Source organism: Actinoplanes utahensis (assembly GCF_016862455.1).
Classification (GTDB): Bacteria; Actinomycetota; Actinomycetes; order Mycobacteriales; family Micromonosporaceae; genus Actinoplanes; species Actinoplanes utahensis.
The window spans coordinates 1-25,962 of record NZ_BOMZ01000056.1; the positions used below are offsets into that span (position 1 = coordinate 1).

The 25,962-nt window shown below is 72.5% G+C and carries 21 protein-coding genes and 2 pseudogenes; 13 read left to right on the plus strand and 10 right to left on the minus strand.

Features of this window, described 5'->3' with window-relative positions:
* The first annotated feature begins 204 nt into the window (after window positions 1–204).
* On the plus strand, window positions 205–411 hold the full coding sequence (locus tag Aut01nite_RS21110; RefSeq protein WP_043525429.1) for a hypothetical protein: 207 nt from the start codon (window positions 205–207) through the stop codon (window positions 409–411).
* Between the two features lie 65 nt (window positions 412–476).
* Here the strand turns inward: Aut01nite_RS21110 and Aut01nite_RS21115 are convergent, their stop codons facing one another.
* Complete coding sequence (locus tag Aut01nite_RS21115) at window positions 477–935, minus strand: hypothetical protein (protein WP_152628723.1); 459 nt, start codon at window positions 933–935, stop codon at window positions 477–479.
* Window positions 936–1,122: 187 nt separating this feature from the next.
* Between Aut01nite_RS21115 and Aut01nite_RS21120 the strand changes: the two genes are divergently transcribed.
* Window positions 1,123–5,694 (plus strand): hypothetical protein, encoded by a 4,572-nt coding sequence (locus Aut01nite_RS21120; protein WP_204037614.1) that lies wholly within the window; start codon window positions 1,123–1,125, stop codon window positions 5,692–5,694.
* A 347-nt stretch (window positions 5,695–6,041) separates the two neighbouring features.
* Complete coding sequence (locus tag Aut01nite_RS21125) at window positions 6,042–7,472, plus strand: RNB domain-containing ribonuclease (RefSeq protein WP_043525432.1); 1,431 nt, start codon at window positions 6,042–6,044, stop codon at window positions 7,470–7,472.
* A 213-nt stretch (window positions 7,473–7,685) separates the two neighbouring features.
* On the opposite strand, the gene panB is transcribed toward Aut01nite_RS21125, so the two are convergent.
* The gene (gene panB / locus Aut01nite_RS21130) at window positions 7,686–8,516 is read right to left on the minus strand and encodes a 3-methyl-2-oxobutanoate hydroxymethyltransferase (protein ID WP_043525433.1); all 831 of its coding nucleotides are present in this window, start codon (window positions 8,514–8,516) and stop codon (window positions 7,686–7,688) included.
* Window positions 8,517–8,577: 61 nt separating this feature from the next.
* Window positions 8,578–10,326 (minus strand): NAD+ synthase, encoded by a 1,749-nt coding sequence (locus Aut01nite_RS21135; RefSeq protein ID WP_043525434.1) that lies wholly within the window; start codon window positions 10,324–10,326, stop codon window positions 8,578–8,580.
* A gap of 113 nt (window positions 10,327–10,439) precedes the next feature.
* Here Aut01nite_RS21135 and Aut01nite_RS21140 point away from each other — a divergent pair, with 113 nt between their 5' ends.
* A complete protein-coding gene (locus Aut01nite_RS21140; RefSeq protein WP_043525436.1) occupies window positions 10,440–11,792 on the plus strand; it encodes a glutamine synthetase family protein in 1,353 nt (450 codons plus the stop codon).
* Between the two features lie 206 nt (window positions 11,793–11,998).
* Here Aut01nite_RS21140 and Aut01nite_RS21145 read toward each other — a convergent pair whose 3' ends face one another.
* Both Aut01nite_RS21145 and Aut01nite_RS21150 read right to left on the minus strand, forming a co-directional pair.
* Window positions 11,999–12,670 (minus strand): superantigen-like protein SSL4, encoded by a 672-nt coding sequence (locus Aut01nite_RS21145; RefSeq protein ID WP_052163763.1) that lies wholly within the window; start codon window positions 12,668–12,670, stop codon window positions 11,999–12,001.
* The gene (locus tag Aut01nite_RS21150; RefSeq protein WP_043525437.1) at window positions 12,667–13,287 is read right to left on the minus strand and encodes an RNA polymerase sigma factor; all 621 of its coding nucleotides are present in this window, start codon (window positions 13,285–13,287) and stop codon (window positions 12,667–12,669) included. The genes Aut01nite_RS21145 and Aut01nite_RS21150 overlap by 4 nt, the downstream gene beginning before the upstream one ends.
* A gap of 329 nt (window positions 13,288–13,616) precedes the next feature.
* Between Aut01nite_RS21150 and Aut01nite_RS21155 the strand changes: the two genes are divergently transcribed.
* Together Aut01nite_RS21155 and Aut01nite_RS21160 are read left to right on the plus strand one after the other, a co-directional pair.
* Complete coding sequence (locus Aut01nite_RS21155) at window positions 13,617–14,042, plus strand: DUF350 domain-containing protein (protein ID WP_043525439.1); 426 nt, start codon at window positions 13,617–13,619, stop codon at window positions 14,040–14,042.
* 122 nt (window positions 14,043–14,164) lie between these two features.
* Complete coding sequence (locus Aut01nite_RS21160; protein ID WP_043525440.1) at window positions 14,165–14,866, plus strand: helix-turn-helix transcriptional regulator; 702 nt, start codon at window positions 14,165–14,167, stop codon at window positions 14,864–14,866.
* Here Aut01nite_RS21160 and Aut01nite_RS21165 read toward each other — a convergent pair.
* Together Aut01nite_RS21165 and Aut01nite_RS21170 are read right to left on the minus strand one after the other, a co-directional pair.
* Window positions 14,850–15,206 carry a VOC family protein gene (locus tag Aut01nite_RS21165; RefSeq protein WP_052163764.1) on the minus strand — a complete coding sequence of 119 codons (357 nt, stop codon included), beginning with the start codon at window positions 15,204–15,206 and terminating at the stop codon, window positions 14,850–14,852. The genes Aut01nite_RS21160 and Aut01nite_RS21165 overlap by 17 nt on opposite strands.
* 114 nt (window positions 15,207–15,320) lie before the next feature.
* Window positions 15,321–16,262, minus strand: coding sequence for a quinone oxidoreductase family protein (locus Aut01nite_RS21170; protein ID WP_043525444.1), 942 nt, complete (start codon window positions 16,260–16,262; stop codon window positions 15,321–15,323).
* 34 nt (window positions 16,263–16,296) lie between these two features.
* On the opposite strand from Aut01nite_RS21170, the gene Aut01nite_RS21175 reads away from it, so the two are divergent.
* The gene (locus tag Aut01nite_RS21175) at window positions 16,297–17,082 is read left to right on the plus strand and encodes a type 1 glutamine amidotransferase (RefSeq protein ID WP_043525445.1); all 786 of its coding nucleotides are present in this window, start codon (window positions 16,297–16,299) and stop codon (window positions 17,080–17,082) included.
* Entirely contained in the window at window positions 17,082–20,036 is a 2,955-nt protein-coding gene (locus tag Aut01nite_RS21180) for a bifunctional [glutamine synthetase] adenylyltransferase/[glutamine synthetase]-adenylyl-L-tyrosine phosphorylase (RefSeq protein ID WP_043525446.1), read from the plus strand. The genes Aut01nite_RS21175 and Aut01nite_RS21180 overlap by 1 nt, the downstream gene beginning before the upstream one ends.
* Here Aut01nite_RS21180 and Aut01nite_RS21185 read toward each other — a convergent pair whose 3' ends face one another.
* Together Aut01nite_RS21185 and Aut01nite_RS21190 are read right to left on the minus strand one after the other, a co-directional pair.
* Window positions 20,037–20,792: a hypothetical protein gene (locus tag Aut01nite_RS21185; RefSeq protein WP_043525447.1), complete on the minus strand. Its 756-nt coding sequence runs from the start codon at window positions 20,790–20,792 to the stop codon at window positions 20,037–20,039.
* Between the two features lie 148 nt (window positions 20,793–20,940).
* Window positions 20,941–21,381, minus strand: coding sequence for a MarR family winged helix-turn-helix transcriptional regulator (locus Aut01nite_RS21190; RefSeq protein ID WP_043525448.1), 441 nt, complete (start codon window positions 21,379–21,381; stop codon window positions 20,941–20,943).
* An 84-nt stretch (window positions 21,382–21,465) separates the two neighbouring features.
* Here Aut01nite_RS21190 and Aut01nite_RS21195 point away from each other — a divergent pair, with 84 nt between their 5' ends.
* Complete coding sequence (locus Aut01nite_RS21195) at window positions 21,466–21,678, plus strand: hypothetical protein (RefSeq protein WP_052163766.1); 213 nt, start codon at window positions 21,466–21,468, stop codon at window positions 21,676–21,678.
* On the opposite strand, the pseudogene Aut01nite_RS21200 reads toward Aut01nite_RS21195, so the two are convergent.
* Window positions 21,675–22,252 (minus strand): annotated as a pseudogene (locus Aut01nite_RS21200) (hypothetical protein); the annotation flags it as partial. The gene Aut01nite_RS21195 and the pseudogene Aut01nite_RS21200 sit on opposite strands and share 4 nt — an antisense overlap.
* A gap of 47 nt (window positions 22,253–22,299) precedes the next feature.
* On the opposite strand from Aut01nite_RS21200, the pseudogene mptB reads away from it, so the two are divergent.
* The 4 genes and pseudogenes from mptB to Aut01nite_RS21220 all read left to right on the plus strand — a co-directional run.
* A pseudogene (gene mptB, locus Aut01nite_RS21205) lies at window positions 22,300–22,635 on the plus strand (polyprenol phosphomannose-dependent alpha 1,6 mannosyltransferase MptB); the annotation flags it as partial.
* Window positions 22,636–22,664: 29 nt separating this feature from the next.
* The gene (locus Aut01nite_RS21210) at window positions 22,665–22,820 is read left to right on the plus strand and encodes a hypothetical protein (protein WP_161790643.1); all 156 of its coding nucleotides are present in this window, start codon (window positions 22,665–22,667) and stop codon (window positions 22,818–22,820) included.
* A gap of 9 nt (window positions 22,821–22,829) precedes the next feature.
* The gene (locus Aut01nite_RS21215; protein ID WP_043525449.1) at window positions 22,830–24,956 is read left to right on the plus strand and encodes an esterase-like activity of phytase family protein; all 2,127 of its coding nucleotides are present in this window, start codon (window positions 22,830–22,832) and stop codon (window positions 24,954–24,956) included.
* A gap of 67 nt (window positions 24,957–25,023) precedes the next feature.
* Entirely contained in the window at window positions 25,024–25,959 is a 936-nt protein-coding gene (locus tag Aut01nite_RS21220; protein WP_043525513.1) for a daunorubicin resistance protein DrrA family ABC transporter ATP-binding protein, read from the plus strand.
* Window positions 25,960–25,962: the final 3 nt, after the last annotated feature.

Sequence of the window (25,962 nt, forward strand, 5' to 3'; positions counted from 1 at the left end):
GGGGGGCCACCGCATTCGGCCCGGTGGCCGCGTTGCGGTCCGGACCACCGCGGACCTCGCGCGGGAGCCACGGGACGGATCGGGCTCGGCGGGAGGTGTGGCCCGTACAAAATGGTGATGGTTTCTGCTGTTTCTACATTGGAAATCTGGGACATTTTGCCCGAATCGGTAGCGGTTGGCCGGTTTTAGCGGCACAGTGATGGAATGAACGACAGTGGGCTGGGCGGAGCAGGCTACTTCTGGTGCCTCCGCGACCACCGGGTGGAGAGCGGCGACGACGTGTGCCCCGCTCAATACCGGCTCGGTCCCTACGCCACGGCTGACGACGCGACGCGGGCACTCGAGACCGTCGAGAAGCGCAATGCCGAGTGGGATGCCGAGGACGCCCGCTGGACAGGGGAAGCCGGCTGACGTAACCGCCGCTCCGGTCCGTCCGAGCCGGAGCCGCGCGTCTCCCGGCACAGACGTGCCCGCAGTCATTCCGCAAGGAGGAACACCTCGATGCCCGCTGCCAAAAAGGCACCGACCAGGCCCGCTGCCTCCGGCGCGGGCCTCAAACCCAGAACCACCGCTTCGGGTACGGGAAGCCGCGCGGCCGCCACGCCCGCCGCATCCGCCAGGGCGGCCGGGGTCGCTTCGGGCGCTTCGGCTGCTTCGGGTGCTTCGGGCGCTTCGGGTTCTACGGGCGCTTCGGGCGCTTCGGGCGCGAAAACCCGCCAGGACAGCCGGTCCACGGCGAAGACGTCGGCCGTGTCCGCTGCCGCCGCTGCGGGCTCGGGCAGGAAGCCGGCATCCGGCGCGGGTACGAAGCCGGTTTCCAGCGCGGGCAAAGAACCGGCTTCCCACGCGGTGAGGAAGCCGGTCGCCGGCGCGGGTAGGAAGCCGGTTTCCGGTACCGGCGCGGCTGGTGGCAAGGGCGCGGTCGCCAAGAACACGAGTGCGGCTCCGAAGGGCGTGAAACCGTCCGCGGTGGCTCCGGGGCGGGCCGCGACGGTACGGGCGAAGCGTGCGGAAGCGACCGTCGCGGAACCGGTGGCTACGACGCGGGGACGGAAAACGGCAGCGGTTCCGGCCGCCGTGACGAAGGCGGGAAGCCGGGGGACGGCTGCGAATTCTGCCGCCGTGACGAAGGTGGGAAACCGCGGGACTGCTGCGGCTTCTGCCGGTCCGGTGAAGGTGGGAAGCCGGGGGGCGGCGAAAGCCGCCGAACCGAAGAAGGCCGGTGTGCGGTCCGTCGCCGAGCAGGTCGCCGGAAGCCGTGTCGTCGGCAAGCAGCGGGTGGAGAAGCAGACCGCGAAGGCCGGAGTCAGCGGGCGCGGGAAGACGGCCGGATCAGGGATCGTGAAGCCGCGGGCGGCAGCGCCGTCGGCGAAGTCATCGTCCGGTGTGGCGCGGCAGGGAACTGCGGCGGTTCCAGGGTCCGGGGGAACTGCGGGCAAGAAGGCCGGGATCGTGGCGGCAGCACCGGCTCGCATCCGGGCGGCTGGAACGGCGGGGACGCGGACGGCTGCGGGTGAGTCGGTGAGTTCGCGGACGCCGCAGGCCAGGACCGCTACGTCCAAGGTGACCGGGAGCGGGACGGCGGCCGGGAAGACGAGCGTCACCGGCAAGGTCGCCGCCCAGCGGACCGGCGAGAAAGCTGCCGTCGGAGCTGCGGGCAAGGCCGCACCGGCGGCGGGCAAGGGCGCACCGACTGCGGGCAAGGCCGCACCGACTGCGGGCAAGGGCGCACCGACTGCGGGCAAGGCCGTACCGGCTGTGGGGAAGGCTGCACCGGCTGCGGGCAAGATTGCGACGGCTGTGGGGAAGGCTGCACCGGCGGGGAGCAAGGCTGCGACGGCTGCGGGGAAGCCGGCTGGGCGAGCCGGGGCTGCGGCGATCAAGGCGGTTGCGGGTAAGGCTGCGACGGCGAGGTCGCTGGCCGTGGTCGGTAAGGCCGCGGGGAAGCGGGCCGCTACCAGCACGGGGACGGCTGCTTCCAGTAAAGCTTCGGTTTCCAGCAAGGCTTCGGCGGGGAAGGCCGCGCCAGTCAAAGCCGCCGCCGGGAAGTCGGCGGCCCTCAAGACGGGGACAGCACAGGCGGCTGGCGGAGTGAGCCGGACCGCGAAGGCCGGGACGGTGAAGGCTGTCGCGAGGGACACCGCGGCCAAGGTGGTGGCGGGTAAAACAGCCCCTAGTAGCAGCACTACCAGTAAGACTGCTGGTAAGGCGATTACCGGTAAGGCCGTTGGTAGTGCAGCTACCGGTAAGGCCGTTGGTAAGGCGGCTACCGGTAAGGGCAGTGCCGGCAAGGCGGTTGCCGGTAAGACGGTTGGCATTCAGGCTGCTACCGGTAAGGGTGCTGCTGGTAAGGCGGTTGCCGGGATGGGCGCTGAGAATGTGGTGGCGTTCAAGCGGCCCGCCGAACGGGACGACACCGGGTCGGTGAGCAGCCGTAAAGCTGCGGGACGGCGTGGCGCGGGGAAGCCCGGCGGTGGGGTGACTGTTCCGATCCAGTCCGCGACCGGGGCGAAGCGGGGCGGGACAGCCGCGGGACGAGGCACCGGGTCGCGGCGGGTCGCGGCGGCGATGAGCAACCCGCCGAGGAATCAGATCACCGTCTCCACAGGGGACGACGGTTCGTGGAACGAGGACAGCGAGACGGGAACCGCCGGATACCTGGCCGTTCCGATGCGGCCGGGTGAGGCCGGTGACAACTCGATCGACGTACGGACCTTGGCGGACACACCGTTCGTCGGAGCATGGTTCCCGCCGCACCGGCAGCCGGCGCAACCGGACGAGGAAACCGATCAGTGGGGAGCCGACCGGCCGGACCTCGAGGCGCTCGGTGACGGTGAAGCCGGAACCGATGACGACCAGCAGGACGCCGAAGGCCCGGACGAAGCCGGGACGGGGTACACCGGGCCCGCAGACGCTGTCGAATCGGGCTGGGTGTCGACGCTCGCGCGGGTTTCGCTCGACGAGACCCCGGACACGGACGATGAAGACGGCGAATCGCCGGATTCAGCGGAGGACGCGCTGCGGAGCCGGATCGCGGCCGCGTCTGCCGAGATGGCCGGTGGGGCTTTCGACACCGAGGACGCGAATCTTCGTCCGAGTGACGCCGTCGGCGGCGACGCGGATCTGACCGGCGCCGGGGATGGGCCGGAGAACGATCTCGACGAAGACGAAGACGAAGACGAAGACGAAGACGACGAAGACGAAGACGCGGCTGGGACCGGGAACGAGCCGGTCGTGGCGGCGAGGGGTGGCAGGGTGCTGGCGCGTACGCCGCGGCAGTCGGCTGCCGGCCGTTCCGCTGCCGGCCGTCCGGGCAAGGCCGCTCGGGGCCGGGCGGCCTCCGCTCAGGTGACGGAGCCGGAGGAACTGGAAGAATTCCAGCAGGCCGACGAGTCGGCGGTTCTCGCCGAGCCGACCTCGGCTTCGGGACGGCGGTCCCGGACGGGCACCACCCGAGCCGCAGCTGACAAGGCCGGCGGCCGAGCCACGGCTGACAAGGCCGGCGGCCGAGCCGCGGCGAAGTCCGCCGGTGGCCGGGACATGGCGAGTGCCGCGGCTGCCGAAGCCGGGGAGACCGGTCCGAAACAAAGCCCGGGTACCGGGCCGTCGGTTGCCGAGACGACCGGGACCAGGGGTTCCGCTGGTAAAGCGGCAGCGAAGAGGACCACCGCGACCAAGACGGCGGCGACCCGTGGGGGAACTGCCGGTACCCGGGGTGCTGGTTCGAGGTCGGCGGCCGCTCAGAAGGCTGTGGCGGAAGAGATCGCCGTGGCACCGAAGAAGGCAGCCGGCAGGGGCGCGACCGCAAAGAGCACCGGCCCCAGGGCGACGGGTGCCCAGGCGGCTAGTGGGAAGGCGGCTACCACTAAGGCGACGGGCACTAAGGCGGCCGGCGGCACGGCGGCCGGTACCAGAACGACGGCGGCAAAGACCGCTGCTGGGAAGGCCACTAGTGCTAAGGCTGTGGCAGGCAAGACTGCTCCGGTGAAAGCGGCTACTACGAAGACGGCCAGCGCGAAGACCGCAGGCGCGAAGGCTGCTCCGGCCAAGGTGGGCGCGGTGAAGGCCGGCACGGCAAAGACCGTGGGTAAAGCGGCTGCGACGAAGATCGCTGGTGCCAAGACCACGGGCGCGGCAGCGACTGGGAGCAAGGCCGCTGGGACCAAGGCCACGGCTGGGAAGGCTGCTGCGGCGACGGCGACCGGGACGAAAGCGACGGCCGCGAAGACTGCTGTCTCCAAGCGTGGCGGGATCAAGGCGGCACCGGCCAAATCCACGGGTACCGCGGCGCGGGGCGGCACGGCTGCCAAGACAACTGCTACCAAGGCGACCGCTGGTAGGACAGCAGCCGCTAAGGCCACTGACGCGAAGGCGGCTCCTGCGAAGGCGGCTGCTACCAAGGCAGCCGGAGCCACCGCGACTGGTACCAAAGTCGGTGCTGCCAGGGCGACTGCTACCAAGGCCGGTGCCGGCAGGGCGACTGCTGCAAAGACGGGGGCTGCCAGGGCGACTGCTGCGAAGGCGGCCACTGCCACCGCGACGGGTACCAAGGCCGGTGCTGCCAGGGCGGCTGGTACCAAGGCCGGTGCTGCCGGGGCGGCTGGTACCAAGGCCGGTGCCAGCAGGGCGGGTGCTGCGAAGGCGACGGCTGCTAAGGCGACGGCTGCCAAGGCGGGTGCTGCTAAGGCGGGAGCCTCGAAGGCCTCGGCGGCTAAGACGGCTGCTGGGGTGAAGGCTGCGACAGGCACGGCTGCGGTGAAGGCTGTGGGTTCCAAGGCGACTGCGGCGAAGGCGGTGGGGAGCAAGACCTCGACCGCGGCGAAGGCGGGGGCCAAGAAGTCCGCGCCGAGTAGGGCAGCGGCGGCCACGGTCGCTCCGGCCAGGACGGCCAAGACGGCGGCTGCTGGGGCTACGGCGGCGAAGAGGACGGCTCGCAACGCCGTCGGGGAAGCGGCTGCGTCGGCTACCACGAGGTCGGCTGGAGCCAGGGCGGCGAAGGCGACCGCGGCGGCGGGCGCCGGTGGCACGGCGGCGGGTGCGAAGGCTACTGCGGCCAAGAGCACGGGCGCTCGCAACGCCACGGCCAAGGCCGGTGCGGCGACTGCGGCGAGATCCGCTCCTGCCAAGGCGGGTACGGCCAGGTCGGGCACGGGGAAGGCGGCGCCTGCCAAGGCTGTTGCCGGTCGGGCGACTGCGGCCAAGGCCACTGCGACTAAGGCCACCACCGCCAAGGCGGCTACGGCTAATGCCACCACAGCCAAGGCGACTACGGCCAAGGGCACCCCGGCAAAGGCGGCTGCGGCCAAGGCCACCACCGCCAAGGCGACTACGGCTAAAGCCACCACAGCCAAGGCGACCGCGGCCAAGGGCACCCCGGCAAAGGCGACTGCGGCCAAGGCCACTACGGCTAAGGCGACCGCGGTCAAGGGCGCCGCGGTGAAGGCGGCGAATGCCCGGACGGCTGGGGCGAAGGCCACCGGTGGTAGAGCTACGGCGGGCAAGGCGGCGAACGGTTCGACAGGGGCGGGTGCGGTGAACGCCACCGGCAACGCGGCCAAGGCGACTCGGGCTTCGCGGAGTGCGGGAGCGAACGCCGGAGCACCCGGCCGTGCCCCGGCGGGTGCCCGCAGCGCCCGCAACACCGCCAAGGTTGAGCCGGTGGCAGCGCCGCGGGCGGCCGGTCGCCGGCGGTAGGGATTCGAGCATGGCCGGCCACACCTGGCGGCCGGCGGCACGGTAGTGGTACGGCGGCGGGTGGGACCACGGCGAGATGCCGGGCCCACCCGCCGCTTTCGGTGAGGGACCGGAGCCGGGCACGTCGGGTCGAGGTGAGGGACCGGAGCCGGGCACGTCGGGTCGCGGTGGGGGCTGGAGCCGGGCAGGCCGGGTCGCGGTGGGGGCCGGAGCCGGGCAGGCCGGGGCGGGGTGAGGACGGGGCGGTGCTTCGGGCCTACCGAAATCGGGTGTCGGGGTTGGTGGTTGGGGGTGGTGTGCCGGTGACCTGTGGGGGAGTGGGGGTGTGGTGCTGGTAGGAATGATCTGTGCCGATCAAACGGATGGTGGCGCCGCAGATCGACTTCTCGGGGCTGCGGCGGGAGTTGGGGTTGCCGGACGAGTTTCCGGAGGCGGTGCTCGCTGAGGCGGGGGTGGCCGCGCGGGACACACCCCTGCCGGAGGTGGACCGGACGGATGTCGAGTTCGTGACGATCGATCCGGCGACGTCGCGGGATCTCGATCAGGCGATGCATCTGAGCAGGCGGGCCGGCGGCGGGTTCCGGGTTCGCTATGCGATCGCGGATGTGGCGTCCTATGTGCGGCCGGGTGGTCCGATCGAGGCGGAGAGCTGGGTGCGGGGGCAGACCATCTATCTGCCGGACGGGCGGGTTCCGTTGCATCCGCCGGTGCTCAGCGAGGATGCGGTCAGTCTGCTGCCGGGCGGTGACCGGGCCGCGGTGGTGTGGACGATCGACCTGGACGCTGCCGGGGAGACGGTCGCGGTCGAGGTGGAGCGGGCGCGGGTGCGCAGCCGGGCCAAGCTCGACTATGCGGGTGTGCAGCGGCAGATCGATGCGGGGGCGGCGCCGGAGTCGCTGGCCCTGTTGCCGGAGATCGGCGCTCTGCTTGCGGGGCGGGCCGCGGACCGGGGTGCGGTGAACCTTCCGCTGCCGTCGCAGGAGGTCGAGCGGGACGCCGGCGGCTGGCGGCTGGTGTTGCGCGCGCCGCTGCCGATCGAGGAGCACAATGCGCAGATCTCGCTGCTGACCGGCATGGCGGCGGCGAAGATCATGCTGGATGGCGGGATCGGCCTGTTGCGGACCATGCCGGCGCCGCGGCCGGAGGCGGTGGCGAAGCTCCGGGCCGCCGCGGAGCCGCTGGGCATCCGCTGGCCGGACGGGGCGACGGTGGGCGCGGTGGTCGGGACCGTCGATCCCGGTGATCCGCGGGGCGCCGCCTTCCTGGGCCAGGCCGCGGAGCTGCTGCGCGGCGCCGGCTACACGGCCTTCGGCGTGCCCGGGGTGGAGGATCCGCCGGCCGACGTCGGTCACGGCGGTGTCGGCGCACCGTATTCGCACGTCACGGCGCCGCTGCGGCGGCTTGCGGATCGCTATGCGACGGAGATCTGCCTCTCCCTGTACGCGGGGAGCCCGGTCCCGGAGTGGACGCGCGAGGTTCTGCCGCGCCTGCCGAAGGCCATGTCCGCCACCGATCGGGTGGCGTCCGCCGCCGACCGTGGCGCGATCGACCTGGCGGAGGCGGTGCTGTTGCAGGGCCGGGTCGGTGAGGTGTTCGAGGCTGCCGTGCTGGACCGGGACGAGCCGTCCGCGAAACGGCAGCCCGGCGGCATGATCGCGCTGGATGAGCCGGCGGTGCGGGCCAAGTGTCTCGGTGACCTGCCGCTCGGGCAGCGGATCGGGGTCCGGTTGACGGCCGCCGACCCGGCGAGCCGCACGGTCCGTTTCGAGCGCGCCTGACCGTCGACGGGGCCGGGCGCGGCCGTGCCGGAGGACGGGACCGAGTGCGGCCCTGCCGGAGGACGGGGCCGGGTGCGGCCGTGCCGGAGGCCGGGGCCGGGTGCGGCCGTGCCGGAGGACGGGGCCGGGCGCGGCTGTGCCGGAGGCCGGGGCCGGGTGCGGCCGTGCCGGAGGACGGGACCGCCGCGATGGCCGCCGCGGTCCCGTACCCGATCAGAAGGTGTGTTCGGCGGCGGGGAACTCGCCGTTGCGGACCTCGTCGGCGAACTGCCGGGTGGCCTCGGTGAGGGCGCCCGCCAGGTCGGCGTAACGCTTCACGAAGCGGGGCGCCTTGCCGGTGCGCAGGCCGGCCATGTCCTGCCAGACCAGCACCTGCGCGTCGGTGTCCGGGCCGGCGCCGATGCCGACCGTGGGGATCGCCAGTTCCTTGGTGATCTGCTTGGCGACGTCGCCGGGGACCATCTCCAGGACCACGGCGAAGGCGCCGGCGTCGGCGACCGCCCGGGCGTCGGAGATGACTTCGGCGCCCTCGTTCTCCCGGCCCTGGACGCGGTAGCCGCCGATGGCGTGCTCGCGTTGCGGGGTGAAGCCGATGTGGGCCATCACCGGGATGCCGGCGCCGGTGATCGCCTCGATCTGTGGGGCCATCCGGCGGCCGCCCTCCAGTTTGACCGCGTGGCAGCCGCCCTCCTTCATGAACCGGACGGCGGTGCGCAGCGCCTGGGTGGGGCCCTCCTCGTAGCTGCCGAACGGCAGGTCACCCACGATCAGTGACGTCTTGGTGGCCCGGACCACGGCGCGGACCAGCGGCAACAGGTCGTCGACGGTGACCGGGACGGTGGTCTCGTAGCCGTAGACGTTGTTGGCGGCCGAGTCGCCGACCAGCAGCACCGGCACGCCGGACTGGTCGAAGATCTGGGCGGTGTACATGTCGTAGGACGTGAGCATCGGCCACCGGTCGCCGCGGACCTTCGCGTTGAGCAGGTCGCGGGTGCGGACCCGGCGGGTGGGCGGGCCGCCGTACAGCGTGGGGATCTCGGACATGGTTCAGCTCCTCCCTCGAGGCCGCGCGGATGCGGTCCCCGGGTCCGCCCATCGTTTCATCTCAACGGCCTTCGCGAAACAGGTTCGTAATGGGGAGGCGACGGTCACGGCCGAACGCCTTCCCGGAGATCTTGGTGCCCGGAGCGGACTGGCGGCGTTTGTACTCCGCCAGGTCGATCATGCGGAGCACCCGGTCGACCAGGGCCTCGTCGTTGCCGGCCGCGATCAGCTCGGCCCGGCCCAGGTCGTGGTCCACGTACCCCTTGATGATCGGGTCGAGGACCTCGTAGTCGGGCAGCGAGTCGGAGTCCTTCTGGTCCGGGCGCAGCTCGGCGCTCGGCGCCTTGGTGATCGAGTTCTCCGGGATCGGCGCGTTGTGCCGGGTGTTCCGCCAGCGTGCGAGCTGCCACACCATGGTCTTCGGCACATCCTTCAGCGGATTGAACCCGCCGACCGAGTCGCCGTAGAGCGTCGAGTAGCCGACCGCCAGCTCGCTCTTGTTGCCGGTGGTCAGGACCAGGTGGCCTTCCTGGTTGGAGAGCGCCATCAGGATCACGCCGCGGACCCGGGCCTGCAGATTCTCCACGGTGACGCCGGACAGCGACATGTTCGCCAGGAACCCGTCGACCATCGGCTGGATCGGCTCGGTGCGGTAGTCGAGGCCGGTGCGTTTGGCCAGCTCGGCGGCGTCGTCGCGGGAGTGCTCGGAGGAATAGCCGCTGGGCATGGAGACGCCGAAGACCCGGTCGGGGCCGAGGGCGTCGACGGCGATCGCGGCGACGACGGCCGAGTCGATGCCGCCGGAGAGGCCGAGGACGACGGAGCGGAAGCGGTTCTTGTCGACGTAGTCGCGCAGGCCGAGGACGAGCGCGTTCCAGATCTCCTCCTCATCGGTGACGCGCTCGGCGATGCCGGCCTTCCGTACGCCGGAGACGTCCAGACTCATCATCACCTCGGATCGCTGGATCGTCATCTCGTCGACCGGTTCCACCGGGGCCACCGCATCGTTCGGGGTGGTGTCCGCGGCGGGCAGGTCGAGGTCGTGGACCAGCAGCTCCTCGGTGAACTGGCCGGTCCGTGCCAGCAGCTCGCCCTCCGCCGAGACGATCATCGAGTCGCCGTCGAAGACCAGCTCGTCCTGCCCGCCGACCATGTTCACGAACGCGACGGTGGCTCCGGCCTCGACGGCCCGCCGCTGGACCAGGGCGAGGCGTACGTCGTCCTTGTTCAGCTCGTACGGCGAGGCGTTGATGTTGACCACCAGCCCGACCCCGGCCTGCCGGGCCACGCTGAACGGCCCGCCGGCCTGCCAGATGTCCTCGCAGACGGTCAGCGCCACGTCGACCCCGCCGAGCCGGACCACGGTGAGCGTGTCCCCGGGCTCGAAGTACCGGTTCTCGTCGAAGACGCCGTAGTTGGGCAGGTGGTGCTTGAAGTAGGTGGCGACGACCTCGCCGCGGTGCAGCAGCGCGGACGCGTCGCGCCGGCCGATCCCCGGAGCCGCGTCGGAGCTGATCGCCGGCGGGCCGTCGGCGTCCACGTAGCCGACCACGACGGCGAGGTCGCCGAGGCCGTCGGCGGCCAGGGCGGCGGCGAGGTCGCGCAGCGCCTGCCGGGACGCCTCGACGAACGAGTTACGGAAGACCAGATCCTCGATGGGATAGCCGGTCAGCATCATCTCGGGGAACGCCACCAGATGCGCTCCGGCCTCGGCGGCCGTGCGTGACCAGCGGCGGACCGCCGCCACGTTGCCGGGAATGTCACCGACTGTCGAGTTCACCTGGGCGAGGGCGATGCGCAGCGTGGGCATGCGCTCATTCTTGCCCCTCGGGGCCGGTTTCGATCCTGACCCGGGCCGACGTCACAGGCCGTGTGCAGCGTAGTCTCACCTCGATAGGTAGGCATCGCCGACGAGGGGTGGCAGTGGACCGACAGCAGGAGTTCGTGCTTCGCACGCTCGAGGAGCGCGACATCCGTTTCGTCCGGCTCTGGTTCACCGATGTGCTGGGCACGCTGAAGAGCGTGTCGGTGGCCCCGGCAGAGTTGGAGTCCGCCTTCGAGGAGGGCATCGGCATCGACGGCTCGGCGATCGAGGGCTTCGCCCGGGTCTACGAGTCCGACATGGTCGCCATGCCCGACCCGACCACCTTCCAGGTCTTCCCGTTCGAGGGCGGGGTCAGCGGCGAGAGCGCCCGGATGTTCTGCGACATCCTGCTCCCCGACGGCAGCGCCGCCTGGGCCGACCCGCGTCACGTGCTGCGCCGGTCCCTGGCCAAGGCCGCCGAGAAGGGCTTCACCTTCTACACCCACCCCGAGGTCGAGTTCTTCCTGATCCAGGAGGGCGCCAACGACGGCTCGGTGCCGGTGCCGGTGGACCAGGGCGGCTACTTCGACCACACCACGCACGCCATCGCCCGGGACTTCCGGCGGCAGGCCGTGCTGGCGCTGGAGCGGATCGGCATCTCGGTCGAGTTCAGCCACCACGAGGTCGCGCCCGGCCAGCAGGAGATCGACCTGCGGTACGCGGACGCCCTCACCACCGCCGACAACATCATGACGTTCCGGCACGTGGTCAAGGAGGTGGCGCTCTCGCAGGGCGTGCGGGCCACCTTCATGCCGAAGCCGTACACGGATCAGCCCGGCTCCGGCATGCACACCCACCTGTCGCTGATGGAGGGCGAGCGCAACGCCTTCTACGACAGCGAGGACCCGCAGAAGCTGTCGAAGACGGCACGAGCGTTCATCGCCGGTCTGCTGGTGCACGCCCGGGAGTACACGGCGATCACCAACCAGTGGGTGAACTCGTACAAGCGGCTCTTCCCGCTGCAGCTGCCGGACCGGATCACCGAGTCCCCGGCGTTCGTGAGCTGGGGCCACCTCAACCGGTCCGCGCTGGTCCGAGTGCCGGCGTTCGGCAAGCCCAGCTCGGCGCGGGTGGAGGTGCGCTCGATCGACTCGGCCGCCAACCCGTACCTCGCCTTCGCCGTGATGCTCGGCGCGGGCCTCAAGGGCATCGAGGAGGGGTACGAGCTGCCCCCCGGCGCCGAGGACGACGTGTGGTCGCTGTCGCCGGCCGAGCGCAAGGCCGCCGGTTACGAGGCGCTGCCGGAGAACCTGGCCGAGGCGATCGACGTGATGGCCGGCTCCGAGCTGGTCGCCGAGGTGCTCGGCGAGCACGTCTTCGACTTCTTCCTGCGCAACAAGCGGGCCGAGTGGGAGCAGTTCCGCCGCGAGGTCACGCCGTACGAGCGCCAGCGGTACCTGGGCGCCCTGTAACAGCTTCACGAAGAGGGCCTCTCCGGCATCGGAGAGGCCCTCTTCGTTTGGGGCGCCAGGCGGCGACGGTGTCCGAGCCGTCACCGCCTGGCTGGTGCGATCGCCCGGCGCCGGGTGGGGGCACTCCGAACGCCTGCGACCGACCGTTAAGGGCACCCGACGGACCGCCCGTTCCCCAGATCCGGTCCGCCGGGTGCCGGCTCGTGTCAGCGGCGCGGCTCCGCGCTGCTGCCCGGCTTCGGCCAGCCGGTCGTTCTTCGTGGATCCCCGGTACGGCTTCCGGCCGGGAACCCGCAGAACCTGTCGATCCGGTTCCGGGCGCCGGCCCGCCGTTCCAGTTCCCGGAACCGCTCGTCGTTCCAGTCCCGGTCGCGCCGGCCGAACTCCCGGCACAGCTCGGTCGTCCGGTCCGGCGCGCTGGACCGCGTCGACGGTCCGGACGGGGACGCCGGCGTGGATGCCGGCCTGGACGCGGACGGCCGTGTCCGGGACGGCGCCGGGGTGGACGGCCGCGGCTGGGCCGGCCGGCTGACCGTGACGGGCGGCTCGGCCACACCGGCCGGGCCGGACAGGGTGCTGGTGTTCGCGGCCAGCGAGACGCCGCCGATCGTCGCGGTGGTCGCGAACGCGACCGCTGCCACCTTGAGGGTCAGCAGCTTGGCCAGAGCGGACCGGACCGCCGACGGCCGACGGCGGGCGGGGGTCTGCGCGGCCGCCCGGAACGCCGCCATCGCTGCGGCCTCACCGGCCAGTTCCCGGTCACCGGCGGGTGCCGACGCCGCTGCCAGGACCCGGTCCAGGGGGTGCCCGGTCCGGTCGCCGCGCAGCAGGCTCTCCGCGGTCGTCCGGTCCATCGGCCACTCCTCGGGGGTGCTCATCTCATTTCCTTCAGCGCCGGCGCCGCCGAAGTTGTCACCGGTCTGCTCCACGGATCCGGTCTGCGCTCCTCAGTGGGTGGGGGGAGCCGGGCCGCGAGCTGCTTCAGCCCCCGGTACGCGGCCGTGCGGACCGCCCCGGCGCGGCGGCCAAGGATCTTCCCGGTGGTGTTGGCGTCCAGGCCGACCACCACCCGCAGCATCACCGCCTCGGCCATCTCCTGTGGCAGCGACGCGATCAGGGCGACCGCCGCGTCGGTGCTGACCAGTTCCACGGCCCGGTCGGCGGTGTCGTCGCCGGCGCTCATCTCGGTCAGGAACTCGATCGGGGCGCTCGCCTGCGGCCGACGCCGCTGGGCCCGCAGCAGATCCATCGCCCGGTGCCGGGCGATGGTCGCGGTCCACCCCCGGAACCCGTCCCAGTCGCCGGAGAAGGCCCGCAGATCACGGGCGATCTGCAGCCAGGCCTCGGAGGCGACGTCCTCGGCGTCCTCGCCGACCAGCACCCGCAGGTAACGCAGCAGCGCCGGTTGCTGGGTGCGGTAGAGCAGACGGAACGCGGTCTCGTCGCCCCGCTGAGCCGCGGTGACGACGGCGTCGAGGTCCTCCGGTGCTGTCATCCAACGACCTCCGCGCCCTCGATCGCCCTCACACCGCATGCGGGCTCCCCTGGTACAGCGCCGGGTGACCAGAAAACGTCACCAGGAGATCCACCACCCGATCGACGTGGTAGATCGGCTCCGCTACGGTCTGGAGCGGACTAGGTCCTGTCTCGCGGGTCCCGTGGGAGCGAGGCGAGGTCCAGGTGGTGTCTGGCGTCAGCGGGAGAAGGGTCGCATACCGGTGTTGTATGTGCCCTTTCTCCGGATGCCGTCAGACACCACCTGGACCATGCCGCAGCCCCGCGGGACCCGCGAGACAGGACCTACAACATGACGAGGGAGAAGCCGTGCTGGAGGATCTGCTTGAGGGCGCCGGGCGCAGCATAGTGTTCGGGGTGGTCGGCATCGGGTTGATGGCGGTCGGATTCGTGTTGGTCGACCTGCTCACCCCGGGCAAACTGCGCGACCTGATCTGGGTGCACAAGAACCCGAACGCCGCGCTGCTGCTGTCGGCGAACCAGCTGGGTATCGCGGCGATCGTCTTCACCTCGATTTTCACGAGCTACGACTCGTTCGGTGAGGGACTGGCCTCCACCGCGCTGTTCGGCCTGGTCGGCATCGGGATCATGGGCCTGGCGTTCCTGGTGCTGGACTGGCTGACCCCGGGCAAGCTGGGCGACGTCATCTGCACCGACGAGCGGCACCCGGGCGCGGTCGTCAGCGCCGCCTCGCACTTCGGGGCCGCCCTGATCGTCTGCGCCTGCATCGCCTAGAGCGCCTTCGGTTCACGGTCCCGACCGGGTGTGGAGTCCGGGCGCGCACAGCGGCCGAACTCCACACCCGGTGACCCCGCCCCGGCGGGGTTTTGTCGTACCCCGGGGCTAGCGTGCGAGGGGTGAACCGTACTGATCGGCTCTACGCCCTGGTCGAGGAGTTGCGGGCGGTGGCCCCGCGGCCGCGCAGCGCGCGCTGGCTGGCGGAGCGGTTCGAGGTGAGCGCGCGCACGATCGAGCGGGACATCTCCGCCCTGCAGCAGTCCGGCACCGCGATCTACGCCGAGACCGGCCGCACCGGCGGCTACTGCCTGGACCGCACGCACACCCTGCCACCGGTCAACCTGACGCCGGAGGAGGCGGTCGCCATGGCGCTCGCCCTGCGCGGCATGGAGGGCACCCCGTTCCGCCAGCCGGCGGCGAGCGCGCTGCGCAAACTCGTCGCCGCGATGCGCCCGGAGGACGTGGCCGTGGCGCGGGAGCTGGCCGGCCGGATCCACCTGGCCGGCGACTCGGCGCCACCCGGGCTGCCCCGGCTGCTGGGCGGCGCGCTCCCGGTGGGCGGCGTCGTGCGGATCGGTTATGCCGACCGCCACGGCGCCGTGACCAGCCGGGAGATCGAGCCGTTCGGTTACGTCAGCGTCCGCGACCGGTGGTACCTGATCGCCTGGTGCCGGCTGCGGGACTCGGCCCGGATCTTCCGCTCCGACCGGATCACCACGATGACGGCGACCCGGGAGACGGCGCGGCCGCGGACGATGGCGGAGGTCGCGCTGGACATCCCGCACCGCCTGCGGCCGCTCACGCTCACGCCGGCGGGGTGAAGATCTGGAACTGGTTGCCCGCCGGGTCGAGCAGGTGGGCGATCCTCGTGCCGTCGCCGGCCGTCCGCTTGACGAGGACCTTGCCGCCGGCGGTCTCGGCCGCCTGGCAGACCTCGTCGACGTCGGCCACGTGCACGGAGAAGACCGCGTGGTTGGGGCCGCCGCCGCTGGTGTCCGCGAGCCCGCCCGGGATGCCGTCCTTCGCCGGCGTGGTGATGAACCGGTACGCGGGCGCGGCCGCCTCGAAGGTCCATCCGAACAGCCCGCCGTAGAAGCGTTCCGCCTCCTCCGGCTGGTCGGTGCCGATCTGGAACCATCCGATGCCGTTCACTTCACTCACGTCGCATCCTCCTTCAACGAATGTGTCGTGGTTCAGCGTGGCCGCCGGCGGCGACAACGTCCTGTCGGCCTTTATAAGAGCCTTCGGAAGAGCCTTGGGAAGACCTTCTGAAGATCATCCGAGCCGGTTCACGTCGATCACGAGTTTCCCGGCGGTGATCCGGTCCTCCAGGTCGGCGTGGGCCTGCCCGACCCCCGACAGGGGGTACCGCCCACCGATCCGGGCGGTCAGCATCCCCAGCCCGGACAGCCGGAACAGGCGGGACGCGCTGGAGCGGTAGAGCTCCTCGTCGTCGAGGACCCGCTGCAGCCAGAACCCGTGCACCCCGGTCGACGAGGTCATCAGATCGTCCACGGCGACCGTGTCGCGCACGTCGCCGACCCTGCCGTACGCCACGGTCCGCCCGAACGGCGCCAGCGCCGCGTGCAGCTGCTCGAACGTCCGCCCGCCGACACCGTCCAGCACCAGCGTGGGCGTCTCGTCCAGGGCCGCGCCCAGATCCGGATGGTTCGAGTCGACGGTCGCGTGCGCGCCCAGCCCGGCGAGGAACGCCCGTTTCGCCTCCGACGACGCGCACCCGATCACCCGGGCCCCGGCCGCCCGGGCCAACTGGACCGCCAGGTGACCGACCCCGCCGGCGGCTGCGGTCACCACCACCACGTCGTCGCCGGTGACCCGGCCCACGGTGTGCAGGCTGTGCCAGGCGGTCAGGCCCTGCTCCAGCACGGCGAGGGCCTGCTCGTCGCTCACCTCGTCGGGGATCTCCACCACGTGCCCGGCCGGAGCGGCCGCGACCTGGGCGTAACCGCCTCCGGTCCGCAGCAGCGCGGCCACCCGCCGGCCGTCGGCGCGGCGGCGGCCGACCACGTCGGCGCCGAGGACCCCGGGCAGGGGCGGCCTCGCGTACTCCCCGCGGCGGTGGTGGACGTCGGCGTAGTTCACCCCGGCCAGCGTCACGTCGACGATCTCGGCGCCGGGCCCGGCGATCGGCGGGTCCAGCTCGGCCAGCCCGAAGACGGACGGCCCGCCGAAGGCGGTGATCACTGCGGCAAGCATGCCCCATTGAAACAGCACCGGTTAGCCTCGACGTGTGGCCACCGCACTCGTCATCGAGAACGACCCTGCCGACGACCTCCGGCGCCTCGGCGACTGGCTGACCGAGGGCGGGCTGGAGCTGACCGTGCTCCGCCCGCACGCCGGTGACGCCCTGCCGGAGACCCTCGACGGCCATGCCGCGCTGATCGTGCTGGGCGGCGATCAGAACGCGTTTCCCGACGCCGCCGGCACCCCCGGCGCGCCCTGGTTCCCGGCGGTCGAGGGCCTGCTGCGCAAGGCGGTCCGGCACCGCGTGCCCACCCTCGGCGTCTGCCTCGGCGGCCAGCTGCTGGCCCAGGCGCACGGCGGCCTGATCGAGCCCGGCGCCGCCGGCCCGGAGATCGGCCCCGGGCTGGTCGCCAAGCGGGACGCGGCCGACCGGGACCCGCTGTTCAAGTGGGTGACGCTGCTGCCCGACGTGCAGCAGTGGCACCGTGACGCGATCACCGAGCTGCCGGCCGGCGCGGTGCTGCTGGCCGCCTCCACCCGCTATCCGCACCAGGCGTTCCGGATCGGCGACCGGGCCTGGGGCCTGCAGTTCCACATCGAGTGCGACGCCGCCATGATCGCCGACTGGGTGCGGGCCGATCACGCCGTGCTGACCGGGCTCGGTTACGACCCGGAGGCGGTCGTGCGGGCCTGCGCGGCGGCGCTCCCCGACGTCGAGGAGGTGTGGCAGCCGTTCGCCGTGCGGTTCGCCGCCCTGGCGCTCGGCACGCTGCCGGACGCCGACATCCCGGACCCCGGCTCCGCCCGGACCCTGCCCCTGCTGGGGCAGTGATGACCCGGCCGACCCGCCTCGCCCGGTACGGGTTCGCCGACAACGGCGCCCGGGCCACCGACCTGCTCGGCCCCGGCGGGCTGCGGCTGTGGGACACCGGGACGCAGGCCCCGGTCGACGAGCGGGCGGCCGGGCTGCTGGACGCCCTCTCCCGCGCCGCCGACCCCAACCTGGCGTTGCGGCAGCTGCACCGGGTGGTCGAGTCGGCCGGCCGCGGTGACCCGGCCCGGGCGGAGACGCTGCTCGGCGAGTTGTCCGCCGACGACGGGCTGCGGCGGCGGCTGCTGGCGGTGCTCGGCGCGTCCTCGGCGCTCGGCGATCACCTGGTGGCCAACCCGGAGGAGTGGCGGACCCTGGCCACCGGGCCGAGCGGCATGCCGCCGGAGGCCGACGGCGGGCTGACCGATCTGAACCAGTTGACCGTGCCGGATCTGCGCCGGGCGTACCGGATGGCGTTGTTGCGCATCGCCGCCGCCGACCTGACGGCGGGCCGCGGCCTGGAGCCGACGATGGCGGCCCTCTCCCGGCTGGCCGACGAGACCCTTTCCGCGGCGTACGCGATCGCCGTCGCCGCCCTGCCGCAGTCCACGCCGGAGCCGCGTCTCGCGGTCGTCGCGATGGGCAAGTGCGGTGGCAACGAGCTGAACTACGTCTCCGACGTCGACGTGATCTTCGTGGCCGCCGGTGACGAGGACCTGAACCCGGCCACCACGGTCGCCGCCCGGCTGATCGAGATCTGCGGCCAGGTGGCCTGGCCGGTGGACGCCGCGCTGCGCCCGGAGGGCAGCCGCGGCCCGCTGGTCCGCACCCTGGCCAGCCACCAGGCGTACTACCGGCGGTGGGCGCGGACCTGGGAGTTCCAGGCGTTGCTCAAGGCCCGTCCGGCGGCCGGGGACCTGGCGCTGGCGCAGGAGTGGATCGCCGACCTCGCGCCGCTGGTGTGGCACGCCGCGGAACGGCCGGAGGCGGTCGCCGACGTCCGCGACATGCGCCGCCGGATCATCGACAACATCCCGAAGAAGGAGCTGGACCGCGAGATCAAACGCGGTTCGGGCGGGCTGCGCGACATCGAGTTCGCCGTGCAGCTGCTCCAGCTCGTGCACGGCCGGGTGGACGAGACCCTGCGGGGCGGGGGGACGATCCCGGCGCTGCGCGCCCTGGTCACCGGCGGTTATGTGGGCCGTCAGGACGGTGAGACGCTGCTGCGTGGTTACCGTTTCCTGCGCGGCGTCGAGCATCGGCTGCAACTGCAACACCTCAAACGTACGCACACCGTGCCGGACGATCCGGCCGGTCTGCGCTGGCTCGCGGCCGCCCTCGGCTACACCGCCGTTCCCGGCCGGGACGCCGTCGAGGCGTTCCGCTCCGACTGGGTCGGTCACGCCGCCAACGTCCGCCGCCTGCACGTCAAGCTGCTCTATCAGCCGCTGCTGGAGGCGGTCGCCCGAGTTCCGGCCGAGGAGCTGCGGATGACCCCGGAGTCGGCCCGCAAGCGCCTGGAGATCCTCGGGTTCGCCGACCCTGCCGGGGCGCTGCGGCACCTGGAGGCGCTGACCGGCGGCGTGACCCGGACCGCGGCGATCCAGCGCACCCTGCTGCCGATGCTGCTGCAGGATTTCGCCGACGCCCCGGAACCGGATCGCGGCCTGCTGAGCTACCGGCAGGTGTCGGACAAGCTCGGCAGCACCCCCTGGTACCTGCGGCTGCTGCGGGACGGCGGCCCGGTGGCCCGCCGCCTGGCGCGGGTGCTGAGCCTGTCGCGGTACGCCACGGACCTGCTCACCCGTGACCCGGAGGCGCTGCGGTTGCTCGCCGACGACGCCGAGTTGCAGCCCCGGCCCCGGGAGTCGCTGCGCGACGGGTTCGCCGCGGCCGGTGACCGGCACACCGATCCGGGCGGCGCGATCGCCGCCGTCCGGGCGCTGCGCCGCCGGGAGCTGTTCCGGCTGGCCTGTGCCGACATCCTGAGCCAGGGCGGTGACCTGGCCCCGGACCGGCCGCTCGGTGTGGACGCCGTCGGGGTCGCCCTCTCCGACGTCACCGACGCCACCCTGAACGCGGCGCTGCGGATCGCCCGTCGCGCCAGACCCGGCCCGGACGGGCTGCGGTTCGCGGTGATCGGCATGGGCCGGCTCGGCAGCTACGAGATGAGCTATCCCTCGGACGCCGACGTGCTGTTCGTCTACGAGCCGCCGCCCGGCTGTCCGGAGGGCGAGGCCAGCGCCGCCGCGCACGCCATCGCCGAGGAGATGCGCCGGCTGCTCAACGCGCCGGCCCCGGACCCGGCCCTCGGCGTCGACGCCGACCTGCGCCCGGAGGGCCGGCAGGGCTCGCTGGTCCGCAGCCTGCAGGCGTACCGGCAGTACTACGAGCGCTGGTCGAAGGTGTGGGAGGCGCAGGCGCTGCTGCGCGCCCGGTTCGTCTGCGGCGACGCCGATCTGGGCGCCCGCTTCGAGACGCTGGCCGACACGAAACGCTATCCGGACGGCGGCCTGACCAGGGAACAGGTCGTCGAGATCCGCCGGATCAAGGCCCGGGTGGAGACCGAGCGGCTGCCCCGCGGTGCCGACCCCAACACGCATACGAAACTGGGCCGCGGCGGTCTCTCCGACGTCGAGTGGGCGGTGCAGCTCACCCAGCTGCGGCACGCCCACGCGATCCCCGCCCTGCGCTGCACCCGGACTCTGGAGGCGCTCGCCGCCGAGGCCGGGGCCGGTGTGGTCGACGAGGCGGACGCGGCCGAGTTGACGGCCGGCTGGACCCTGGCCGCGCAGGTGCGCAACGCGCTCACGCTGGTCCGCGGCCGCCCGACCGACCAGCTGCCCCGGCACGGGGTCGAGCTGGCGGGCGCGGTGCTCCTGCTGGGCGGCGGCGACCCGGGTGAGTTCGTGGACCGGTACCTGCGGCTGACCCGGCGATCCCGGGCCGCGATGGAACGGGTGCTGGAGAGCTGATCAGCACGGTTCGTTGGTGCCGTCCCCGCGCACCATCCGGTAATCGCCGCCGGACGTGCTGAGGATGTAGACGACGCGCCACCGGGTGCAGGTCTCGTCGGGCCGTTCCGGCGGGCCGTGCCCGGCCTTCTGCCGGCTGCGGAAGTTGACCTCGGCACGCAGCCGGCCGGACGCGGCGGTGGTCAGCCGGTGCAGCACGATCTCGGAGTCCCGGGTGGTCGACGTGCCCTGGGCGAATGCCGCCAGCTGACCGGGCACGCCGGGATCGAGCTCGCCGGCCGGGTCGAGTACGCCCGCGACCGCCCGGTAGTCCCGCTCGTTGATCCCGGTGAAGTAGATGTCGAGCATCGCCGCCACGTCCTTCGCCCGCGGGTCACGGACCGCCGGATCCACGGTGACCAGGCCGATCCCGTCGCCCTCCAGGATCGGGACGTTCTCCAGGACGGGGCCGGCCGAGGTGGCGCCGGGCGCCGTGACCGGCGCGGCGACGGGCTCCGTCCGGGCGCCGAAGAGGCGCGGCCCGCCGAAGACCGCCGCGACGGCGAGGGCGCCGATCAGCACGACGATCGGCAGGGCGGGCATTATCCGGCTGCGCGACTCGTCACCGGCCGGGACCGGCTCGGCCGGCTCCGGGATCCAGACCGGCTCGGGCAGCCAGATCTCCACCGCCCGGGACTCCCGGCTGGGCCGTTCACACGCCCGGCAGTCGTCCGGCACCCCGCTGTTGCGTTCCCCGCAGTTGACGCAGATCCACATCCGGCTTCGTCCTCCCACCGTGCTCAACGACGGTGGCGGATGAATGCCGTGCCCGTTCACCTGCCCGTGTCCGGGAGGACCCCGGCTGGTTCTGGTGGCTGTCTCAGCGCCGCTGAGACAGCCACCAGAACCAGCCGGAGGTTTGAGGTCAGCCGGTGGCGGCGGCGATCACCCGGGTCAGCGCCTCGTGGACGCGGCGGAGCTCCTCGATCGGCATGCCCAGCCGGGCCACCACGGCGGGCGGGATCCGCTCCGCTTCGGCGCGCAGCGCCCGGCCCCGGTCGGTGAGGGTGATGGCCAGGCTGCGCTCGTCGGCCTTGTCCCGCTCACGGACCAGGTAGCCGATCGCTTCCAGGCGCTTGAGCAGCGGGGACAGGGTGCCGGGGTCGAGCTGCAACAGCTCACTGAGGCGGCGCACGGACAGCGGCGCGTGCTGCCAGAGGGCGAGCATCACCAGGTATTGCGGGTGGGTGAGGCCCATCGGCTCGAGCAGCGGCCGGTAGATCGCCACGACGCTGCGGGCGGCGACCGACATCGCGAAGCAGACCTGTTGTTCCAGGGCGAGGGGGTCTTCGGTGGGATCGGTCACTTGCGCGTCTCCTCAGTTCAGCGGCTACTCTACCAATAGTTGGGGTACCAAGCATTGGTCCACGAACTGTTGGGAGAGTCGCTGATGGGACGGTTGACGGACTGGTACCACCGGACGTTCGACGACTGGGCCTTCCGGTCCTTCATCGGCCCCGCCCAGACCAGCGGCGCCGTCCAGGGTTGCGACGAGCCCGCTCGCGAGCAGTGGAAACGCGATCTGGAGAACCGTAAGCGCTTCACCCGCGAACAGCGCGAACGCAAACGCGCCGAACGCGAGGCCCGCCGCTCCGCCGCCTAGAACAGGCTGCTGGTGAGGGTGTAACGGCCGGCGGCCGGGACCCTGATCGTCGTCCAGTCGCCGTCGGCGGTGACGGTGGCGCCACCGGAGGCGGTCAGCCAGCGGTGGTGCCGGATCCGGACCGGGACGTCGCCGGCGGCGGGCGCGTCGAGGACGAGCGTGGCGGCGTCGTGGCGGACCAGCGTGGCCGGGGCGGCCACGATTGCGCGCGAAGCGGCCACCACGTACAGGCGCCAGTGGGCGTCCGACCAGATCAGGGAGAGGTACGGCAGGCCGGCCGCGATCAGGTCCGCCTCGGCACGGCCCGGCCAGCCGATCTCCACGTCCGGCACCGCCACGAACTGGACGGCCTGCTCGTCCAGCCACGTGCGGTAACTGCCGGCGGTCAACGCCACGCCGGTGCCCGGCGCGCCCGGCACGGTGGTGAAGAACAGCGGATTGCGGTCGACGTCGGCCTGCCGCAGCCAGCCCGGGCCAGCGGGATCTCGCCGAGCGACGCCGCCTCCCAGTAGGCACGGGTGGCCGGGATCTCCACCCGGCCGGTCAGCCGTTCGGCGGCCAGCCGGTCCCGCAGCGCCCGGCAGGGCGGCCAGGACGAGACAGACCCCGAGGCCGTACGTGGGTTGTCCCTGGACGGAGGCGGTCTCGCCGACGTGGCGCTCGACGCCGGCCCCGTACGGCCCGGTCTTCCTGATTCTCGCCGCGGCCGCCGCGGCCGTGGGCGGCCCGCTGGCCGTGACCGTCGCCCTGCTCCGCCTGATCGCCGTGCTCGGGGTGATCGTGATCGGTCGTCTGCTGCCGATCCTGGCCCGCCGGTCCGGGGCGCCGCCGTAGCGTGCCGCCTGGCTGTTCCTGGCCTGCCCGCTGGTGCCGGTCCACCTGATCTCCGGCGCGCACAACGAGGCGGTGATGCTGGCGCTGCTGCTCGGTGGGCTGGCCGCGGCCGGTGACCGGCGGACCTGCGATGGCTGATCGTTGCCGTCACCGTGGCCGCCGTCCTGTGCCTGCCGGATGGCTACAGCCTGGCACTTGCCACGAAGACGCCGGGATCGGTGGCCGTGACCGCGCTCGCCGTGATCTGGACACTCACCGGTATCCGCCGTTCGCTCGGCGGTCACCGCAACGACAAGATCATCGCGTAGTCAGAGCGCATGTCTCTACGCCGTACCTCCTCGGCGGTTGTCTCCGTCCTGGCCCTGGCCGCGGTGGGCGCCGTGCCCACCGCGGCGGCCGCGCACGGCCGCACCCAAGAATTCCGCCGGCTCGCCACCTTCCCGGCCTACCTGAACACGTCGGCCGGCGACACCGCGGCGGCCGAGATCTCCACGGTCACCGAGGACGGCCGCACCGTCGTCTACACCGACAGCCCGGGCAAGCGCCTCGGCTTCGTCGACATCTCCGACCCGTCGAAGCCCCGGCCCGCCGGCACCCTGGCGGTCGGCGGCGAGCCCACCTCGGTGGCGCACCTGGGCCGGCTGCTGCTCGCCGGCGTGAACACCCGGACCAGCTTCACCGACCCGTCCGGCAGACTCGTCGTGATCGACGCCGCGTCCCGCCGGACCGTCCGCGAGATCGACCTCGGCGGCCAGCCGGACTCGGTCGCGGTGGCGCCGAGCGGCCGGTACATCGCCGTCGCCATCGAGAACGAGCGCGACGAGGACGTCGACGACGGCGCGATCCCGCAGGCCCCGGCCGGTTGGCTCGCCGTCATCGACACCCGGACCTGGAAGGTCTCCCGCGTCGCTCTGACCGGTCTGTCGGATGTCGCGCCGACCGACCCGGAACCCGAATACGTCAGCATCAACTCCCGGGACGAAGCGGTCGTCTCGCTCCAGGAGAACAACCACCTCGCCGTGGTGTCGCTCCCCGCCAAGCGCGTTCTGTCCGACTTCAGTGCCGGCTCCGTGACGGTCGAGGGCGTCGACACCCTCGACGACGACCGGATCACGCTGGACGGGACGATCACCGCGAAGCGTGAGCCGGACGGCGTCGCCTGGATCACCGACGACCTGTTCGCCACCGCCAACGAGGGCGACTACGAGGGCGGCTCACGCGGCTGGTCGATCTTCAGCAAGCGGACCGGCAAGGCCGTCTGGGACGCCGGCAACACCCTGGAGCACATCGCCGTCGCCCACGGCCAGTACCCGGACAAGCGCTCCGACGCCAAGGGCATCGAGGCCGAGAACGTGGCGTTCGCCCGTCTCGGCGGAGTCCCGTACGTCTTCGTCAACGCCGAGCGCGGCAACTTCACCGCCGTCTACGACGTGTCGAACCCGCGCCGGCCGAGGTTCACGCAGCTCCTGCCGACCGCCAACGCCCCCGAGGGTGTCGTCGCGGTCCCGTCGCGCAACCTGCTCGTCGTGTCCAGCGAGGAGGAGGACGCGTCGATCGGCATCCGCGGCTCGATCCAGGTCTTCGGGTTCGGCTCGCCGCGCACCGCGTCCGTGGTGTCCCGCAACGACATCCCCTGGGGCGCGCTGTCGGCGTTGTCGGCGGTTCCCGGCCGCCGGGACCGGCTCGCCACCGTCACCGACGCCGTCTACACGCCGACCCGGATCCTCGGCCTGACCACCGGCGGCGTGATCGACTCCCAGATCACCGTCACCAAGGACGGACAGCCGGTGGGCTACGACGCCGAAGGGCTGGTGGTGCGCAAGGCAGGCGGTTACTGGCTGGCCGTCGAGGGCACCGGCGCCGGCAAGGACCCCGACCTTCTGGTACGCCTGAACGCCCGCGCCGAGGTGCAGGAGGAGATCCCGCTCCCCGCCGACGTCGCCGCCGCGATCACCGCCAACGGCCTGGAGGGCGTCACCGAGGCCGGCACGAACGTCTGGGTGGCCGTCCAGCGCACCCTCAAGGGCGACCCGGTGAACACCGCCCGGATCGGCCGTTACGACACGATCGCCAAGACCTGGTCGTGGCTGCTCTACCCGCTCGACACCGCGCCCACCGGCTGGACCGGCCTGTCCGAGCTGGTCGCCGTCGACGCGGACACGTTCGCCGTGATCGAGCGCGACAACCAGCGCGGCGCCCTCGCCGCGATCAAGCGGATCTACACCTTCGACGTGCCGAAGACCTGGACCGGTACGCCCACCGTGTCGAAGAAGCTCGTCAAGGACCTGCTGCCGCTGCTCCAGGCCGGCAACGGCTGGGTGCAGGACAAGGTCGAGGGCCTGGCCGTCGCCGGGGACGGCCGCACCTACGCGGTCACCGACAACGACGGCCTCGACGACGCCACCGGCGAGACCGTCTTCCTGAACCTGGGCCGGCTGCTCTGACCTCCGCTGACACGGTGCCGGCCTCGACGTCAGCGCCGTGTCAGCGCGGCCCGGCACCGTGTCCGGCATGGACACCACCTATGCGATCCACGCCGAAGGGCTGGTGAAACGCTACGGCGACACCACCGCCCTGGACGGCGTCGACCTGGCCGTGCGCCCCGGGACGGTGCTCGGCCTGCTCGGCCCGAACGGCGCCGGCAAGACCACCGTCGTCCGGATCCTGGCCACCCTGATCACCCCGGACGCCGGGCACGCCGTGGTGAACGGCCACGACGTCGTCCGGCAGCCGCACCGGGTCCGCGAGCTGATCGGCCTGACCGGCCAGTACGCCTCCGTCGACGAGACCCTGACCGGTACCGAGAACCTGCTGATGATCGGGCGGCTCCTCGGCCTCACCCGCCGTGCCGCGCACGCCCGCGCCGCCGAGCTGCTGGCCCGGTTCGACCTGTCCGACGCGGCCGGCCGGGCCGCGGGGAAGTACTCCGGGGGCATGCGGCGCCGCCTCGACCTGGCCGCCGGCCTGGTCGGCGGGCCCCGCCTGCTCTACCTGGACGAGCCGACCACCGGCCTCGACCCGCGCAGCCGCAACGAGGTCTGGGACATCGTCCGCGACCTGGTCCGCGACGGGGTGACCGTCCTGCTCACCACCCAGTACCTCGACGAGGCCGACCAGTTGGCGAACGAGATCGTGGTGATCGACCACGGCCGGGTCATCGCGACCGGCACCCCGGCCGCGCTGAAGGCCCGGACCGGCGCGCAGACCATGACCGTCCGCCCCGCCTTCGCCGACGAGCTGGCCCCGATCCGCGACGCCGTCGGCCGGGTCGCCATCGGCCCCGTCGACGTGACCGCCGAGATCGTCTCGGCCCCGGTCAGCGACCCCGGAGCGCTCGCGAAACTGGTCCGCGACCTGGACGAACACGGGCTCGCCGTGGCCGAGCTGGCGCTGCGCAGCCCCAGCCTCGACGAGGTCTTCCTCAGCCTGACGGGAGCCCGCGCATGACCG

Excerpts from the sequence above, each read along its gene's own strand:
- Aut01nite_RS21110 (WP_043525429.1), top strand. The coding sequence starts at position 205 with ATGAACGACAGTGGGCTGGGCGGAGCAGGCTACTTCTGGTGCCTCCGC.
- panB (WP_043525433.1), bottom strand. The coding sequence starts at position 8,516 with ATGTCCGAGATCCCCACGCTGTACGGCGGCCCGCCCACCCGCCGGGTC.
- Aut01nite_RS21135 (WP_043525434.1), bottom strand. The coding sequence starts at position 10,326 with ATGCCCACGCTGCGCATCGCCCTCGCCCAGGTGAACTCGACAGTCGGT.
- Aut01nite_RS21145 (WP_052163763.1), bottom strand. The coding sequence starts at position 12,670 with ATGAGCACCCCCGAGGAGTGGCCGATGGACCGGACGACCGCGGAGAGC.
- Aut01nite_RS21150 (WP_043525437.1), bottom strand. The coding sequence starts at position 13,287 with ATGACAGCACCGGAGGACCTCGACGCCGTCGTCACCGCGGCTCAGCGG.
- Aut01nite_RS21170 (WP_043525444.1), bottom strand. The coding sequence starts at position 16,262 with ATGCTTGCCGCAGTGATCACCGCCTTCGGCGGGCCGTCCGTCTTCGGG.
- Aut01nite_RS21180 (WP_043525446.1), top strand. The coding sequence starts at position 17,082 with ATGACCCGGCCGACCCGCCTCGCCCGGTACGGGTTCGCCGACAACGGC.
- Aut01nite_RS21185 (WP_043525447.1), bottom strand. The coding sequence starts at position 20,792 with ATGTGGATCTGCGTCAACTGCGGGGAACGCAACAGCGGGGTGCCGGAC.
- Aut01nite_RS21195 (WP_052163766.1), top strand. The coding sequence starts at position 21,466 with ATGGGACGGTTGACGGACTGGTACCACCGGACGTTCGACGACTGGGCC.
- Aut01nite_RS21215 (WP_043525449.1), top strand. The coding sequence starts at position 22,830 with ATGTCTCTACGCCGTACCTCCTCGGCGGTTGTCTCCGTCCTGGCCCTG.
- Aut01nite_RS21220 (WP_043525513.1), top strand. The coding sequence starts at position 25,024 with ATGGACACCACCTATGCGATCCACGCCGAAGGGCTGGTGAAACGCTAC.